At 35.9% G+C, this 16,290-nt stretch carries 14 protein-coding genes; 6 read left to right on the top strand and 8 right to left on the bottom strand.

Annotated features, from left to right (window positions below):
• Positions 1 to 209 precede the first annotated feature (209 nt).
• Positions 210 to 1,091 carry a LysR family transcriptional regulator gene (locus AN161_RS24425; RefSeq protein ID WP_053596912.1) on the bottom strand — a complete coding sequence of 294 codons (882 nt, stop codon included), beginning with the start codon at positions 1,089 to 1,091 and terminating at the stop codon, positions 210 to 212.
• A 119-nt stretch (positions 1,092 to 1,210) separates the two neighbouring features.
• On the opposite strand from AN161_RS24425, the gene AN161_RS24420 reads away from it, so the two are divergent.
• Together AN161_RS24420 and AN161_RS31185 are read left to right on the top strand one after the other, a co-directional pair.
• A complete protein-coding gene (locus AN161_RS24420) occupies positions 1,211 to 1,972 on the top strand; it encodes an NAD(P)-dependent oxidoreductase (protein ID WP_053596911.1) in 762 nt (253 codons plus the stop codon).
• A gap of 457 nt (positions 1,973 to 2,429) precedes the next feature.
• Positions 2,430 to 2,558 (top strand): hypothetical protein, encoded by a 129-nt coding sequence (locus AN161_RS31185; RefSeq protein ID WP_277815981.1) that lies wholly within the window; start codon positions 2,430 to 2,432, stop codon positions 2,556 to 2,558.
• A gap of 320 nt (positions 2,559 to 2,878) precedes the next feature.
• Here AN161_RS31185 and AN161_RS24415 read toward each other — a convergent pair whose 3' ends face one another.
• Positions 2,879 to 3,763, bottom strand: a complete 885-nt coding sequence (locus AN161_RS24415; RefSeq protein ID WP_053596910.1) for a LysR family transcriptional regulator — start codon at positions 3,761 to 3,763, stop codon at positions 2,879 to 2,881.
• A 134-nt stretch (positions 3,764 to 3,897) separates the two neighbouring features.
• On the opposite strand from AN161_RS24415, the gene AN161_RS24410 reads away from it, so the two are divergent.
• Positions 3,898 to 4,911: an alpha/beta fold hydrolase gene (locus tag AN161_RS24410; protein WP_053596909.1), complete on the top strand. Its 1,014-nt coding sequence runs from the start codon at positions 3,898 to 3,900 to the stop codon at positions 4,909 to 4,911.
• A 766-nt stretch (positions 4,912 to 5,677) separates the two neighbouring features.
• Here AN161_RS24410 and AN161_RS24405 read toward each other — a convergent pair.
• The 5 genes from AN161_RS24405 to AN161_RS24385 form a co-directional block, all read right to left on the bottom strand.
• A complete protein-coding gene (locus AN161_RS24405) occupies positions 5,678 to 7,072 on the bottom strand; it encodes a dienelactone hydrolase family protein (protein ID WP_241774640.1) in 1,395 nt (464 codons plus the stop codon).
• 76 nt (positions 7,073 to 7,148) lie between these two features.
• Complete coding sequence (locus AN161_RS24400) at positions 7,149 to 8,204, bottom strand: serine hydrolase domain-containing protein (protein WP_053596907.1); 1,056 nt, start codon at positions 8,202 to 8,204, stop codon at positions 7,149 to 7,151.
• A 155-nt stretch (positions 8,205 to 8,359) separates the two neighbouring features.
• Positions 8,360 to 9,160 carry a MerR family transcriptional regulator gene (locus AN161_RS24395; RefSeq protein ID WP_075807349.1) on the bottom strand — a complete coding sequence of 267 codons (801 nt, stop codon included), beginning with the start codon at positions 9,158 to 9,160 and terminating at the stop codon, positions 8,360 to 8,362.
• A gap of 43 nt (positions 9,161 to 9,203) precedes the next feature.
• A complete protein-coding gene (locus tag AN161_RS24390) occupies positions 9,204 to 9,713 on the bottom strand; it encodes a GNAT family N-acetyltransferase (protein WP_053596905.1) in 510 nt (169 codons plus the stop codon).
• 413 nt (positions 9,714 to 10,126) lie between these two features.
• Positions 10,127 to 10,666: a GNAT family N-acetyltransferase gene (locus tag AN161_RS24385; protein ID WP_053596904.1), complete on the bottom strand. Its 540-nt coding sequence runs from the start codon at positions 10,664 to 10,666 to the stop codon at positions 10,127 to 10,129.
• 328 nt (positions 10,667 to 10,994) lie between these two features.
• Between AN161_RS24385 and AN161_RS24380 the strand changes: the two genes are divergently transcribed.
• The gene (locus AN161_RS24380) at positions 10,995 to 12,197 is read left to right on the top strand and encodes a macrolide family glycosyltransferase (RefSeq protein ID WP_053596903.1); all 1,203 of its coding nucleotides are present in this window, start codon (positions 10,995 to 10,997) and stop codon (positions 12,195 to 12,197) included.
• Positions 12,198 to 12,317: 120 nt separating this feature from the next.
• Here the strand turns inward: AN161_RS24380 and AN161_RS24375 are convergent, their stop codons facing one another.
• Entirely contained in the window at positions 12,318 to 13,976 is a 1,659-nt protein-coding gene (locus tag AN161_RS24375) for a M28 family peptidase (protein ID WP_053596902.1), read from the bottom strand.
• A 206-nt stretch (positions 13,977 to 14,182) separates the two neighbouring features.
• Between AN161_RS24375 and AN161_RS24370 the strand changes: the two genes are divergently transcribed.
• On the top strand, positions 14,183 to 14,812 hold the full coding sequence (locus AN161_RS24370) for a TetR/AcrR family transcriptional regulator (RefSeq protein WP_053596901.1): 630 nt from the start codon (positions 14,183 to 14,185) through the stop codon (positions 14,810 to 14,812).
• Positions 14,813 to 15,100: 288 nt separating this feature from the next.
• A complete protein-coding gene (locus tag AN161_RS24365; RefSeq protein ID WP_053596900.1) occupies positions 15,101 to 16,189 on the top strand; it encodes an AraC family transcriptional regulator in 1,089 nt (362 codons plus the stop codon).
• Positions 16,190 to 16,290 lie beyond the last annotated feature (101 nt).

Below are 16,290 nucleotides of genomic sequence, written 5' to 3'. Positions count from 1 at the left end.
CAGCAACAGGGTTTTGTCTGTGCGAAAGCGAAGCGGCAGCAACAGGGTTTTGTCTGTGCGAAAGCGAAGCGGCAGCAACAATACTGTTTTATCTGCGCGAAAACGAAGTGTCAGCGACAAAGCGAGTAGCCCTACGCTACAATCAGCCTCTTCGAATTAATTCAAATGGATAAAGATGGTTAATAAACACACCTAGGAATTTAGTTTATTCAATTTAAGCCCCATGTTTTTACCCAATTCTCACTAATCTCAGCGAATTTTTTAACTGCAGGTGAAACAGGCCTTCTAATGGCTAATCCAATCGTTCGAGTTTGTTCTAATTCTAGTGGGATGACCTTTATGGTATCCAATCCTTTAGGGATGATCATTTCTGGTAAAATGCTAATACCTAAATTATTTTCAACCATAGAAAAAATAGAATTTTCATTCATATTTTCGAATCGAATATTTGGCTGGATATTGTTCTCTTTAAAAAATAATTGTATATCGTCAAAGCATTGATATGTTGGCATAATGAAAGGAGCATTTTCTATATCTTCAACCGATAGATGTTTGTTGCTATGTAAAGGTGATTGCTCTGATACTACACATAAAAGTGGCTCAGTCTTTAACTTTACAATATCGAAAGAATGTAAAGAGGTAGTTTTGTTATTAACAAAACCACAATCCACTTCACTTTCTAGCAACCATTTTTCTATCTCAGCATAGTTTCCTTCTATTAGCTGTATTTCTATATCAGGATATTTCTCCTCCATTTCCTTGATAATATAAGGAATCCAGTTTGTAGATATACTACTAAATACCCCTACCTTTACCGTCCCTTTATTCAATCCGTTAATAGCGTTTACTTCCTGCTTTAACATATCGTTATAGTATAGAATCTCTCGAATAGTGACTAATAAATCCTTCCCATTCTGAGTTAGCTTAATTGCAGAGTTATTCCGAATAAATAAAGGAAAGTTAAATTCTTTTTCTAAACTTGTAATGGCATGACTTACAGCAGATTGCGTTAATCCTAATTCTTCCGCGGTTTTTGTAAAGCTATTTACCTCTGCTGCTTTACTAAAAATTTCATACTTAACTAAACTCATCGTTGACACCCCAAGAAATTTTTTCATGTACTTCATTATAATTATTCGCTGTACTAATGACAAACGTGTACCTATAATCAGGATTACATTTAACAATGATTAAAAGGAGCTGAATTGTGATGAAGAAAATTTTAATTACAGGAGCTGCTGGAAAGATTGGTCAACATATAACCAATACTTTAATGAAGCAAACAAGCTATCCATTAAGATTGGCAAATATTAATTTATTTCCTTTAGAAAAATTTAAAAAGTCGTCAGTACATGAAGTTATTTATCTAGATGTATCTAGTTTAGAAGAATGTCAGGAAGCATGTAAAAACATAGATATTGTTATTCATTTAGCAGGAGACCCTTCTCCAGATGCAGATTTTTATAGTTCTTTATTAGAGAGTACTATCAAAGGTTCATACAATATATTTAAAGCCGCATCGGATAACGGTGTATCTAGAGTCGTAGCTGCTTCCAGTGCTCAAACAATTGAAGGATATCCACTAGACTTTCAAGTAACCGATTCTTCACCTATTAGACCAAAGAATATGTATGGGGTTAGTAAATGTTTTGTGGAAGCACTTGCATCTTATTTTGCTTATGAGAAACAGTTACAAAGTATTGCTATCCGTATTGGTGCTTATGACGATTACAAGCCTAAGGGTCAACTACTTTCAGCTCGAGACATGAGTGCGTATATAAGTCCAGAAGATTTTAGTGATCTTCTTCTAAAAACGATTTCTGCTAAAAACCTGCCTCCCTTTTCAATCTTACATGGTATATCTGACAATCGTTTTAAACGTTTAAATATTGAAGAAACAAAAAGATTAGTAGGATATACTCCGAATTCAGATGCATTTAAATTGTGCGGAATTCAATTTTTTGACCGTTAAACGTTGCATACACAAAGCACATTTCAATTATGACGAGGCATAATTGCGTCCGGAGGCTTTCGGCCAACAGATGTTTTTTGTGCGAAAGCGTAGCGGCAGCAACAGATGTTTCTTGTGCGAAAGCGTAGTGCTAACGTAGCGGCAGCACATGATGTTGGTCACTCAGTCGTGTGTTGCTGTCGCTGCAGAGGTCAGCCACTTTCAGCTCGAGACATGAGTACTGATGTAAGGCAGAAGACTTTAGTGACCTTCTCCTCATCTGTTTCTAGTTGAGAGAAGCAAGAAATGGAATCCATATTTCGATGAAAATTTAAATGTTTATATTTTAATATAAATATTGAAAATATGTATAAAGTGAAACATCAATCAGTGGGGGTTTCCTCCCCCATTGATATCGAATTCAGCTTGTTGACCGTTAGACATTGCATACAAAGCACATTTAAAAGGAGAATTTTCAGTGAAGAGCCTAACAAAAAACGCTAAAAAGGAAAAGATTATTCAGTCAGAACAGGTAGAAAATAAAAAGAAAAAAACTTATAAAGATTACTGGAACGAAATTATTAAAGCTCTTATTGCTACCAAGTAAATCTTTAATAATATATTAAATTGATATTAATAACGCCCACAGCATATAAGCCAAATTTTAATGCCAAGAGAAGAATTTCAGGTAAGTTTTCTGAATTCCCCTATAACCCATTGACGTTTTTGAGGTAGCAATCATCTCAAATCCTATCATGAACTAATTTCAACATCGAGCCTACACACTTCCGAAAAAAGGTCGATTCAAGGTTTTAAATGAACCTCGATTCGACCTTTCCCTCTTCTATCCGATTTAACTATGGTGCGGTGGCATGAATCGTTTGCGCTCGTACATTCGGAGATATTAAATATGCTATTAACTGGACTCTATTTTAGTACACTTCTTGCCAATTCGATAAAGACACTCATCGATGGTGAAATCCATTTCTCTTGATGCCACAGCATTTGAGTAGCAAATCGTATTTCAGATAAATCCCAAGGTAAAGCGATCAGCTCTCCCCGCTCCATCTCTCCCTTTATCGCCATTTCAGGTAGTAAAGCAATGCCAAGCCCAACCATTGTGCATTGTTTAATAGCCTCTACACTATTAAACTCCAGCTCGGTCAAGCTATCGGCCCCTTTTCTCAATAACGTGCGATAGAAGAAAGTCCAATAAGAGCAACCCTTTTCACTTAATAGAATTTGCTCTCTGTTAAAATCTTCGATACTTAATGTAGAGCGTGTAGCTAATGGATGTTCAGGTGAAACTACCATAAGAAAAGGTTCGTCCAATAAAATCTCTGTATGAAGATCCGTAGATATGACAGGTTCATCCAGCATAAAGACCACATCAACATTTCCTTCTCTCAGACTCTGTTTCAAATTGTCACTAGACAAGGGCCTAAATAAAAGACGAACGTGCGGATATCGTTCACGAAAAAGCCGGAGCAATGCGGGTAACCGATATGTACAGAGCACTTCGTCTGCACCGATTATCACCGTGCCAGTTAATTCTCCGCTCTGACTTGAGACATACCGAGCCTCCTCTACATCATTTAAAATTTTGTTGGCATAGGGCAACAGCTGCTGGCCTGCATCTGTTAATACAACACTCTTGCCCAATCGATCCAATAGCTTAACTCCCAATTCTTCTTCTAAAGCCTTGATTTGCATGGTTACAGTAGACGGAACATAGTTCAATACTTCGGCAGTGCGGCTAAAACTGCGAGTGGAAGCAAGCGTCCAAAATGTTTTAAGTTGGCGGATTTCCAATGAGACAGCACCTCTTCATTCAAAAAAATTGAACGTTATAGTCAAAAACGTTTCGTTGATTTGATGGTAGCAGTATCGTAGAGTAAAAATCAAGCTTCAACACCAAATCTTGTATAACTAAGGAGAATCGAATGATGAAAGATTACGAAATTTATTCACTGGGAGATGTCATACTGCAATCGGGTCAAAAGCTTCCTCAAGCCTTTCTTGCCTATAAAACCTATGGAACTTTAAATTCTGCCAAGTCCAATGCGATTGTCTATCCTACCTGGTTCGCTGGCCAGCACACCGATAATGAGTGGTTAATTGGACCTGGTAAAGCGCTTGACCCAGACAAGTATTTTATTATTGTGCCAAATATGCTTGGGAATGGTCTATCTTCTTCCCCAAGCAATACACCAGCCCCTTTTGACAGAGCAAATTTCCCGCTCATTACGATTTATGATAATGTTCAGCTACAACATCGGCTAGTAACCGAGAAATTTGGTATTAAGAAAATTGCTCTAGTCGTTGGGTGGTCACTTGGAGCACTGCAAACCTTTCAATGGGGAACAAGTTATCCTGAGATGGTCGAGCGGATTGCCCCGTTTGGCGGAACAGCAAAAACCAGACCACATGCTCAAGTTGTTTTTGAAGGGCTTATCGCAGCATTGCAAGCGGACTCTAATTGGAAGGAAGGCTTCTATGACAGTCAGCCTGTAGCAGGACTTGCCGCGATGGGACGCGCCTATGCTCCTTGGGGATTTTCTCAGGCTTATTATTTAGAGCAACTCTATCAGTCGGAGGGATATTCAACATTAAAGGCATATCTGGAAGACTATTGGGATCAAGTGTTTCTTTCTTTTGATGCCAACGATTTGATTGCTATGCTCCGTACAGGAATCAATGGAGATATTAGCGCCACCCCCGAAGACAACAGAAATTTTGAACAGGCATTAAACAAGATCACGGCTCATGCTCTTGTTATGCCAGGATCGACTGATCTGTTCTTCCCTCCTGAGGATAATGCATATGAAGTAAAACATATGCCTAATGTTTGTTTTCAACCTATCGAATCCAAATGGGGACATTGCTTTGGAATCGGACAAAACGAACAGGATTCACTTGAGATAGACAACTATCTGAAACAATTTTTGCAGTTGGGATGAGTATTTTTACGTATTCTAGTAACAGGGAAGTAAACTGAAACTTTAATCAGTGGGGGTTTGCTTCTTCCTCCACTGATAATTAGTCTTCACCAATCGGGCTTTTATGGGCAGTTCATCTCTCGCCTAAACTTCTTGCTTTCTCTGAATTTTGAGGTTGGAGTCTTATATCTGACGCTTCGCTTTCGGTACTGATAAATGACTACCAATTAATGTGGGATAAAACGAAAGACATAAATCCAGCATCATAGTTTGCAACAGCGACCACCGTGCCATTCAGGTATCAAGTTCACATCGTTTCATCGGCTTCATCCATTCTCTTATACGCTCCCTATATTGATCCCATTATGATTGTATAAGGTTATGATAATCAAAAAAAGCTGGATATAGGTTTAAAGTGTACACTTTCTAGTCGAGAAGGGATTTTATAATCCTGGAGAAGAGGAATTTATCGCTAACTATTATATGAGGTAGTACGGTTATAGTATTATATTAATGAAGCCTGAATCATTAAAACAAATAATCCAGGATAAAGTAGAAAACCTTTTCAAACACTATCAAAAACTATAAATCAGCATCGTTAGGAGTTAACTCTCAATTTTAATGAACAAATGATTTTGCTCTTTTCTTCTAAAAAAACGATAGATGTACAGAGAAGATTAGGAGAAAACCGAAATCAGTTTTCCCCTCTTTTTTATTTAAAACCCGGCTATGCTTCATCATCAATCTTCCACCCGAGACTAATGCGCTCAGGCTATCCATTTTTACATCAATTAGTTTGTAAAGTAAATTCGGGGTGATCACCAACGGTTTGCTCTAATAACTTCAATGGCTGTTTTTTTAAATAGTGATTGAAGAAATCTAGTGAGTAATCGTTAATAAGGTGATGAGCGCTTCGTATATCGACTCCCTCTATCTTTTCATATAACGGTAAAAACAAGTAAAAATCAGAAAAACCCATATGCGTCATATTTTTAATTTGAAGCCAATAATTTTTATGACGTTCAGCATCCGCATCCTTCGATAAAGTTGCCTCTATAAGTCCGGCGAAGTCCTCAGTACCTGCGCCTTCATCGGCAGTCATGACCATAAAGGGTTTCTTCAACTCGCCCGCGGAAACTGGACGTTTGCCATATGGAAAACCATCCATATTAATAGCTGCTTTTATTCTAGAATCCCTCATTACCATCTGAGTAGCTGTTGCTCCACCGAATGAATGACCAAACACACCTATATTTTGCATATCCATTCGACCTGTAAAACGATGGTCTGGATCAGCTTTGGCCAACTTTTCTACTTGATCCAGTACAAATTTTGCGTCTTCCACCCAAACTTCATTAGCTTCATTCCAATAAGTAACTGAATCCGAATCTTGCGGTACATAATTAGCTACTCGTCCATCTGGAAAAATAGAAACTATGCTACTGTAAGTGTGATCTATACTTACGACAATATATCCATGACTAACTAATTGTTCAATCTGAAATGTGTTCTGGTTTTTTTGCCCATTAAACCCATGTGAAAAGACAAGAACAGGATACGAAGATTCCTGATTGGATATCATCGCATTCTCAATGGCATTTGTTTTGACATAGCCAAGAGTTGTAAATAAAAATTTGGGTAGATCCATCACTTTACTGTACGCCTCGGCAAATACATCCCCATCAGAGTGGTACTTAACCTTCTCACCTTCAGCCGTGGCATCAGCAGGATACCAAATTTGTACCATTAACTCTCGCTTGTCGCCAGATTCGGGTGTCAGCGTTTCCTCCCGCTGATGATCCTGCCAATCATAGGTTACTGTACCAATTTTGTACGGACCTGTGGGCTTCTCAAAGGTGAACACTGGAAATATAATTGGTAGAGCCACTGCTACGGCAGAATAAATCACAGTTAGCGCTGATAGCATAATCAGCTTTGCAGCGGATGTCTTGTTGGCTAGTCCCTCATCAGGCTTGGATTTCAATCTGATAGCGAGCATTACTAGTGGGACTACTGTCATCGTATAGGCAGGAATCATTTGCCAACGCACACCCTCAATAACCACATGTAGCAATGTAAAGATGGCAGAGATACCAAAACCAATAAGCAACTGACGCTGCGATTTGTTCTTAGCGAACATGAACCAAACTAATAGAAAAATATTGAAAGCAATTAGTAACATTTCAAAAATCCTCATAATTCTATAACCGCTCTCCTTACGATTGCCATTCGCTGAATTCTTTAAAGAAGTTCAATATTCAATCTTTATTTTTTGCGCTTTTTCCTAAAATAATTTCCACCATTTTGATAGCATATTCTTCACTATCAAAATCATCATAATTACTTAATACTGCAATCGTTAAATGGTCTTCAAGGAAGCGCATAAAGTGTGCAGTGTAACTAACCCAGAGCCCTGAATGTTCCAAGTAGTGACAATCAAAGTCTTCACCAATAGACAAGCCAAAAGCATAGTCTTCATTATCAATAATTAGCTCACCAGCTGGAGTAGTTTTTGGTCCTACCTCTCCCATTCTTGTAACAAGCTCTTTCCCACCTACAGTACCTGTAGCGAAGTTTTGTCCCCATTTTACTAAGTCCTCAACAGTTGTATGGACCGCTCCATCTCCAGTATGTTCCCAAAGGCTTTCAAAAACTTCATATGCCTCTTGCTCATTCTTCGTGTAACCACGAGCAACCGGAGTATCTGTAGGATAACAATCAACGATCGTTGTGTCGTTCATATTTAAAGGCTTAAAAATACGCTCCTTCGAAAATTCGCGAAGAGATTTTCCACTAGCTTTTTCAACTACTATAGATAATAAAAAATATCCTGTATTACTATACTCATATTTTGTTCCGGCTGGAAAATCTGCAACTGGATGATTGGCAAGATGCTCAAGTGATTTTTCAACAGGTAAACTTTCCGAATATAAAATCCCCTCTTTTTCAGCTAATTCAATATAATCTACTAATCCACCAGTATGATGAATTAAATGCCTTAAAGTCACAGGCTCAGCATATACACCTAGAGAAGGTACATATTTTAATATTGAATCGTCTAGACTCAGTTTCCCTTCTTGTTCTAATAATAAAATGGCGAATGCTGTGAATTGTTTAGAGCTGGATGCGATATTAAAAACGGTTTTTGTTGTGATCGGCAGTTTTTTCTCTATCGAATCCAAACCAATGGCCTCTTTATAAGTAGCGCCATCATCGAAACTCGCCATATAAGCACACCCTGGTCCATCTGGTGAGAGGTTTTTAAATAATTGTTGAATCGCTGCATCTGTTGTTTGATTGTATGTACTATTCATTTAGTTCCACCTCATTTAGAATCTGATAAATTTTTCCCATAAAGGGTTATGGCCCTATTATAAAGCTTCACATTGTGTGAACCTCAAGTCTTTTCCGTATATACGCAAACAAACTTCTTCATCACGTCTATCCAAAACAAAGGCTATCCTTCAAATTAGCGTTTTTTTATAGCAATACTAACTTCAGTGACATACTCATCTCTATATAATGTAATAAACTCATCTGTATAATATTTTTCTATAAAAGGCCCATCTAAACGATATCCATTTGAATGAGCCCAGTCATACAAGGCACTATAAGCATAACTAATACTGTCATAATTACCTATATGTATGGTATAGATATAATTTGTTTCCTCAAAATATTTTATTCTAGTATCATTTGCTTCCTCTTCTAATACTATTGGTTGACATACTTCTACATCATATCGAGAATTATCTCCCTCCTCCATTGAATGAAAAATCGCAAGGTGTTTGCTTTTTAAAATTAGATTCAATTGATTTACGGATATAAGAAGTTGATCTATTAACAATTCCAAGGCATTTTCATCGACAACCTTTCTTAAACATAGAGCATGAAATGGTTTCCTTACACCACAAAACACGTCATAGGCATTTACCCTTTTTATCATATTTTTCGGTTCAATATAGGTTTTCATTTCCTCGATAACACGGTAATATTCAATTGTTTTTTCATACAATTCAGCAATCTTCTGTTCATATTTGCCTTTGATTGATGTGGCATCCATTTCCATCACATTTTTTATTTCATCAATGGAGAAATGGTATTTACGCAATAATTTTATTTTATTAGCTATGGCAATATCCTCGTTCGTATAATATCGATAACCGTTCGTTTCATCTTTTTTTGGCTTTAATAAACCTTTCTCATCGTAATACCTTAACATTCTTTGGGATACTTTATTTCTCCTCGAAAATTCCCCGATTTTATACAACAATAACACCTCTTTTGATTGAACCGTTTAGCTCAATAAAATGTTAACCCTTAACCTTATACACATTTGAATATAGAATTTCTCTGTAAAGGGCAAACTCTCCATCCGTTAAAAGTTGAGGGTAGCTCATGATTTTAAGTGGTAAATCGTCCTGCCCTTTCTGAAGAGGAGGCTGTACATAGTCGAAAGGATTGAGACGAAAACCCAATCGCTCATAAAAGCCTATTCTCCGTTGCGCCAATTCCGTGTCAGGATACTCCACCTCCAAAAGAATGGGCTTTTTTGACTCTTCGATATACGTGGCCATTATTTTTCCACCTATGCCACTTCCACGCATGATCGGATCGACAGCAATATGCTCCACAAATCGGAACAAAGGAAATTCCCATGCCGCTAAAAAAGCTTCAATTTGGTTGTTGTTATCCGTTTCCGTAATGAAACGGTAATGTGGATCGGTCAGCAACTCCTTCTGTCCCGCATATGTTCTCCGCTCACTTTCTGGAAATGATGCCTCCATAAGTGCAAAAATTTTATCAAACTCTCTTTCGTTCATCATCACATTTCTCCTTTGTTAGATGCTTATCACGATAAATATCGTCTCACCAATAGGATGCATTATTCCACATATTTGATTTATGTAAAAGGGATAGACCTATGTAATAAATGAGATTACAACACAAAAATTTAAAAGAAATAACTACTAGATAAAAGAAATTATAAAGCTTCTCAACGTGTGAACCTCAAGTCTTTACCTATGAAATAATGAAAACAGTCCTGATCGTTTGCTATTTCATAAACCTTTCCCTATCATAAATTACATCTAAAATTAGCAATAAAGAGGACAGTTAAAGCCATATTTCAGTATAAAAATAAAAATCTTGCTACACTTATTTATGCAACAAGACTTTTTAAAGTTGTCTCATCTTAAATTAATAAGTCTATGCTTTCAAATGAATAACCCTTAGCTTAATAAAGATATCCTAATAAATCGACCTTGCCATTTTCCCATTTGATATTGCCCACTTCTTTAATCATTAGTTCATTCATTTTTTCATGTCCTATTCCGTAAGTCGTTTGATTTTCATCGTCGATTTTGAACCATGTACACTCATTATTAACAGACTTGAATCCTGCATTTAAGTACAATTTTTTGTTATCTGCAAACAAGAGTAAAAAATCAACTGACTTCCCTTCACAGAAATCATCTATATTAGAGAGTATTAATGAACCTATTCCCTGTGACCGCTTCATTTTTGATACACATAAGTCAATTATGCCAAGAACCCTTATAGGTTTCCCGTTTAAATTCATTACTCTATAATCCAAGCCCACTTGACCAACAAGTTCATTTTTGTCATCAATAGCTATGAACCTAAAATGCGGTAATTGCTTAAAGTAAATCCTGTCTTTTGGATATTCATCTGTAAAACACTCTACTAATAACTGCTGTAACTCGGTTCTCAATTGGCCATTAATTTCATATTCAAAAATTTTTTCAATTTGCAATTCAGTTTCTCCTTATTAGTTTGTCTTAGGAATTAACACTAAATTTGTTCTGAATAAATCTGACTGATAGTTCAATTTCTTTAATCAAGGCAAGAATTCCTCTATAGTTTTAGAGAATGTCTTTGCTCAATACCGTTATTTAATGAGTATATATTTTCTTCTCTTACTATTTTTTACCATAAACATAGACTATTCATCTTAAAAAAATAAATAACTTGCACTTGCTAAAAGAACTCACGGTGTTTTAACATAGTGAAGCAATGAATACGGGACAGTAACCCTTACTCTTACACAACCTAGAAAACATCTTACCTAAGGAGTGATAGAATTGGCACGTGTTTTATTTATTAATGGTGGATCAGAAGGACATATCAATCCAACTATTGGCGTTGTACAGGAGCTCATTTCGCGAGGAGAAGAGGTCGTGTACTTTACAATAGAAGCTTTTCGAGAGCGTTTTGAGAAAACAGGAGCGACTGTGCGCACATTTGATGGTCAAAAATTTATAAAAGCTTTTATCTCAGGTGGAAGAAATCATTTGCTCGAAAGGGTCAATGGACTTTTACTTACTGCAGATGTCGTCATACCAAGCGTACTTGAACAGATTAAAGGAGAGCATTTTGATTACATCATCCACGATTCTATGTTTGGTTGTGGGCATTTACTTGCCAAAATCCTGAAGCTTCCAGCAATCAATTCATGTACATCTTTCGCAGAGACTAAACAATCATTTGATCAAACATTAGAGCATCTTTCACAAAATGTCCCAACTGAAGATTTAACAAGGATCAATAATGATTTTCTAAACCTGACGACAAAAATCAAAGAAAAATATGGTGTTGAAATCAATTCTCCGTATGAAGTTTTCTGTAACCCGGCACCACTGACAATCGTTTATACAACTAGAGAATTTCAACCTTCTGGAGAAGCTTTTGACCAATCCTATAATTTTGTAGGCCCGTCTATTTCTTCACGATTAACGCAAGAAGACTTCGACCTTACTGCATTCAAAGGAAAAAACCCTATCTACATTTCACTCGGTACTGTTTTAAATCAAGCCATTGATTTCTATAAGCTTTGTATAAAGGCATTTGAGAATACTGAGCATACCGTTGTCATGTCTATCGGGGAACAAACCCAACTTGATGCATTAGGAGAGATTCCTGAAAACTTCATTGTGAAAAATTATGTTCCACAAACAGAATTGCTAAAATACACCAAACTATTTATCACACATGGTGGAATGAACAGTACCAATGAAGCTCTCTATTACGGGGTTCCGCTAATCGTAACTCCACTCAGTGCGGATCAGCCAATAATTGCTGAACAAGTTACCAATATCGGAGCAGGTATTCAATTACAAATACAAGGTTTGACGGCAAATCAACTACATGAAGCTGCCAATCATGTGTTAAACAACTCTTCCATCCATAAAGCTGTAGCAAACATTAGAGAATCCTTCCTAACATCAGGTGGGTATCACAAAGCTGTTGATGAAATTTTCAAATTTAAAAGTCAATACGATTTTTAAAAGCTTCCATGTTCAGCTATTTTGCACGTTCTTAATATATATTTGTTCTCTATGAATAGACAAAGGAAAGGAGAAAATGAAGATGAAGTCACTTTTCTCCTTTTTTATCTAAAAACTCTGCTATACCTCCTCTTCGGCCATTAACCAACTCACAATTGCAACTATTGGGAATGTAATGATGGCCGTTAAAATAGCTATTATAGGGGCTATACTAATAGTTTGTGCAACATATATCAAATACATAATTGGCGCAAGTAATAACATACTTGGAACTGTCCAGCCTGCAACTGCTACGTAATGATACAAAGCCTTCGCCCATTTTACTTTTAATAGGATTGGTAAAATCAACAGTAAGCTAATGATTACTGGAATCGTAAATGCGTAACTAATACCTTTGAACGTAAAACTAGTGATCACAGCTAATACAATCCATAAAACTTGCGTACTCATGGCAAAATTCGTAGAACCACATTTTTTCGAAATCCACTTCGCAAAAAAGAAACAAAACACAATAGTGAGTAAGACCATCAACGTAAGAATCAACGGATCATAAGTACCAAATATAACCATACTATCTTCATCTATTCTAGCGTTAAATACAATTGTTAAAAGACGAATTAGAAGGAAATAGAAAATAAAAATGGAAACAAGACTACCAATCATCGCTAATAAACTAAGAGCAAACCCTTTAATATGTGTCACTTTCTTTTTAAAGCTGAAGAAGAATATCGTAACTGTTAAGACAAGTAAAACAATCATCAATGGGATGACTAACTTTTCGGAATACACGATTAATGTTTTTTTCATTAATGGGAAATAAATCGCATTCCCTTTACTTTCTTCTATAGCTTGAAACTCTTTTGGGTCCATCATCATATACTTTTTCACTAAAGGAAGAGCATAATCACCAAAGTGACGAATCGTTTCCTCATCACTATTTCCTACATGATCTATCGCTGCGTGATATGCCTCTAAACCACCCATATTTGCAAAGTTATACCCTATTTTTTTTGTCACTTTTAATTCGGTAAAATCTGTATCATTCGGCATCTTTTTATACATTTCTGTAGCAAATGAGTATGCCACTGGGTATGGAACAATCTGTTTATACAATTGCACCATTTTTAAATCATTTGAACTCGTTTCAAACAACATTGGTACTCCTGTATTGCCTCTTGCTTCGAAATTAATCATCACGCGTATTTGGTCTAAAATATCTTTTCGATCTAGAAAAGCACTCGCTCCGATTAAACCTTGCTCCTCACCGTCTGTTAAAACAAAATAGATTGTATTTTTAGGTGCCGGCATTTGTTTTAATGCTCTGGCTGTCTCCATAATTGTGACGACGCCGTAACCATCATCTGATGCTCCAGGAGTTTCTATTTCAGAATCATAATGAGCTGTTAATAAAATCGCATTATCATCACCGGATGTCCCTTGGATTTTTGCAATAATATTTTCAACATTCTCTGCACCTATTTCTGAAGCATACTCCCCACCACTAATATCCTTAACTGGCTTCGTTTGAATTTCAACAGGCACATCTATATTTTGAAAGTGTTTAACAATATAATCTCTTACCTTTTTATTCGCTGGCGAGCCTATTGGATGTGGTTCCTTAGCTACTTCTTTTAAATAATTAAGAGCTCGATCCGATGAAAAATCCTTTTCTGTTTCCCCCACTTCTTGTTGAGAAGGACTTAAAAATTGACTAAAGCTTATAAAAAACGTTAACAAACCTAGTAAGATTGCAAAAAAAAGCAATTTTCTTTTTTTCATCTTTTTCTCTCCTCGTATCTTTTACTAAAACTAAGTTTGATAAAATCCCTGATATTTCTACCAAACCTCTAAAAAAATAATTGGTTCACCAAAAACTAACCGAACGGTCAAGTAAATTGTACTCAAAACTAACCAATCGGTCAACAAATTTAATTTGTGATATAATGATTAAAAATGAGACAACCACTCTCTTAGGAGGTACGTTCATGATAGATGGTAGGGAAAAAAAGGGAAATAAAACAAAAGAGGCATTACTGAATGCTACTATTTCTTTAATTGCAGAAAACGGGATAGAGGCGCTAAGCGCTAGCAGCATTGCAAAGAAGGCTAATGTCAGTAAAGCAAGTGTATTTCATCACTTCGGTTCTATGGAGACTATCCAACAAGAAGCTTTTATTTTTTCTGATGTATTAATGAATGAAGCATTAGAACAAATTTATAATAAATCTAAAGAAACAGATTCTTTTTCTGATATTATGCTAAAATATTTTCTTTTTTTTATTGATGAAAATAATAAAAAATACTTGAATCTGATTAATGTTCAAATGCAATTTGTGGTGAAATCTTCATACGATCAAGAGTTTGATGATCTTATCTTCAATCAAGACCGAGAAAAAACACCGTTTGATTTATTTGAGCTTTTATTAAATGATTTTTATGGTGATCAATTAACCCCTTCTGACATTGAACTAATAAATGATTTAATCGTAACTTATTTAAATGGATTTGCTACTTTTTTGATCTCGGTGGAAGACACAGAATGGCTCATTTCATTATGGAAAGAACAAATTAAAATGACCGAAATCTATATTCAATCACTTCTAGACAAGAAATAATTCAAAGGCCAATATTCAAAAAAAACTAGAATCTATCACTCATTGAAACAAGCATTGTGTATAAAAAAAGTGAAGTTTCAACCTTTGCTAATTTAATCTTTTGTCGACAAACTGACGAATCTATTAATACATATATTGATAGATTCGTTCTTTATTTAGTTTCAATATTCTTGATATTACATCATGTCCACTTTAACGTTGACTCAAGCTCGGTTCATTCAAAAAACACAACGAATATCAAAACCCCTTTTCATTCTTCACTATAATTAATATTAGGAGTGATACATGATGAACAACATGATTCAAGATATGATTAATTGGATTGAAGAGCATCTGTTTGAGGGTTTTTCTCTGAAGAATCTAAGTGAAGCAATGGGCTATTCTTCTTACTATTGTTCCTTTAAATTTCATCAAATAACGGGCATTAGCATCAAACGATATATGACCCTTAGAAAAACCTATCTTTCTTCAATCTCTCTTACAGAAACAGATGAAAGGATCATTGAGATAGCAATAAAACATGGCTATTCATCCCAAGAAGCATTTTCCAGAGCTTTTAAGGAGATATTCGGCGTAAGCCCCAATGCCTTTCGTTTATGTCCTGAACCATTGCAATCATATGTAAAACTCACTATGAATGAAGCGAGGGATTATTATATGGACATTTCAAAAAAATTAAAAATTGAAGATTTACAAAATCGTCTGGATGAGTCTTTTGATCACGAAGTATTGAATATTTTAAATGGACAAATGATGTATGAAGAATTCAGTTCTCAACAATTAATGGGAAAAAGCGATTACGCACCTTTTAATGAAGCGATGTGTGTACACGACACCATTAAAACCATTTTTAGCGACTCATTCAAACAGGTTCGAGCGACAGGACATGAAATCTCATTAGCAGAATATGAAGCAATTACAGTTGCACCACTTGAAAAGACCTTATTTTCAAAAGAATATCAATGTATCGTTCTTTGGTTTGGAGAAGATATGTTTTGTCAGATGAATTTAATAACCGTGTTAGCGTATTTAGAACAAATATCATTCAAAGGAACGATTTACTATCATGCGGTGAGAGAGCAAACATATGATGTGAAAGAAACTGACATAACTTTAGGTAACTATTATGATATATATGAAGCAGTGTTAGTAGACCACCGCATGCCAGATGTAGAATTGATGCCTGTGATGTATCAAGGAATCAAATTGTATTTAGAACTTTTGCAAAACGACAACGAAATTACAAAATATATTCAAACACATCAACATCTATCTCACCATGAAATCGTACGAAATCTACTACACCTCTTCCCTCAGTATGGTTTAGGGGATTCTCAATATTTAGAATTAATTAAAGCAACGCAAATTAAAGATTGAGCGTTGCTTTCCTCCCCTTTAGAGTGATGAAGAGTTGCTATCAAACTCTTAACCGTTCATTTCAACACCACGAAAAAACGAATCATCTGCTTTGTAGTTAT

Origin of the sequence: Lysinibacillus sp. FJAT-14222, from assembly GCF_001278875.1 — a bacterium.
GTDB lineage: Bacteria > Bacillota > Bacilli > Bacillales_A > Planococcaceae > Lysinibacillus > Lysinibacillus agricola.
Note: the sequence above shows the minus strand (reverse complement) of the source record. Positions and strands in the feature narration are given on the sequence as shown.

What these genes read in the sequence shown, in the direction of transcription:
- AN161_RS24405 (WP_241774640.1), bottom strand. Translation starts at nt 7,072, where the DNA reads ATGTTACTAATTGCTTTCAATATTTTTCTATTAGTTTGGTTCATGTTC.
- AN161_RS24420 (WP_053596911.1), top strand. Translation starts at nt 1,211, where the DNA reads ATGAAGAAAATTTTAATTACAGGAGCTGCTGGAAAGATTGGTCAACAT.
- AN161_RS24365 (WP_053596900.1), top strand. Translation starts at nt 15,101, where the DNA reads ATGAACAACATGATTCAAGATATGATTAATTGGATTGAAGAGCATCTG.
- AN161_RS24370 (WP_053596901.1), top strand. Translation starts at nt 14,183, where the DNA reads ATGATAGATGGTAGGGAAAAAAAGGGAAATAAAACAAAAGAGGCATTA.
- AN161_RS24375 (WP_053596902.1), bottom strand. Translation starts at nt 13,976, where the DNA reads ATGAAAAAAAGAAAATTGCTTTTTTTTGCAATCTTACTAGGTTTGTTA.
- AN161_RS24410 (WP_053596909.1), top strand. Translation starts at nt 3,898, where the DNA reads ATGAAAGATTACGAAATTTATTCACTGGGAGATGTCATACTGCAATCG.
- AN161_RS24390 (WP_053596905.1), bottom strand. Translation starts at nt 9,713, where the DNA reads ATGAACGAAAGAGAGTTTGATAAAATTTTTGCACTTATGGAGGCATCA.
- AN161_RS24400 (WP_053596907.1), bottom strand. Translation starts at nt 8,204, where the DNA reads ATGAATAGTACATACAATCAAACAACAGATGCAGCGATTCAACAATTA.
- AN161_RS24425 (WP_053596912.1), bottom strand. Translation starts at nt 1,091, where the DNA reads ATGAGTTTAGTTAAGTATGAAATTTTTAGTAAAGCAGCAGAGGTAAAT.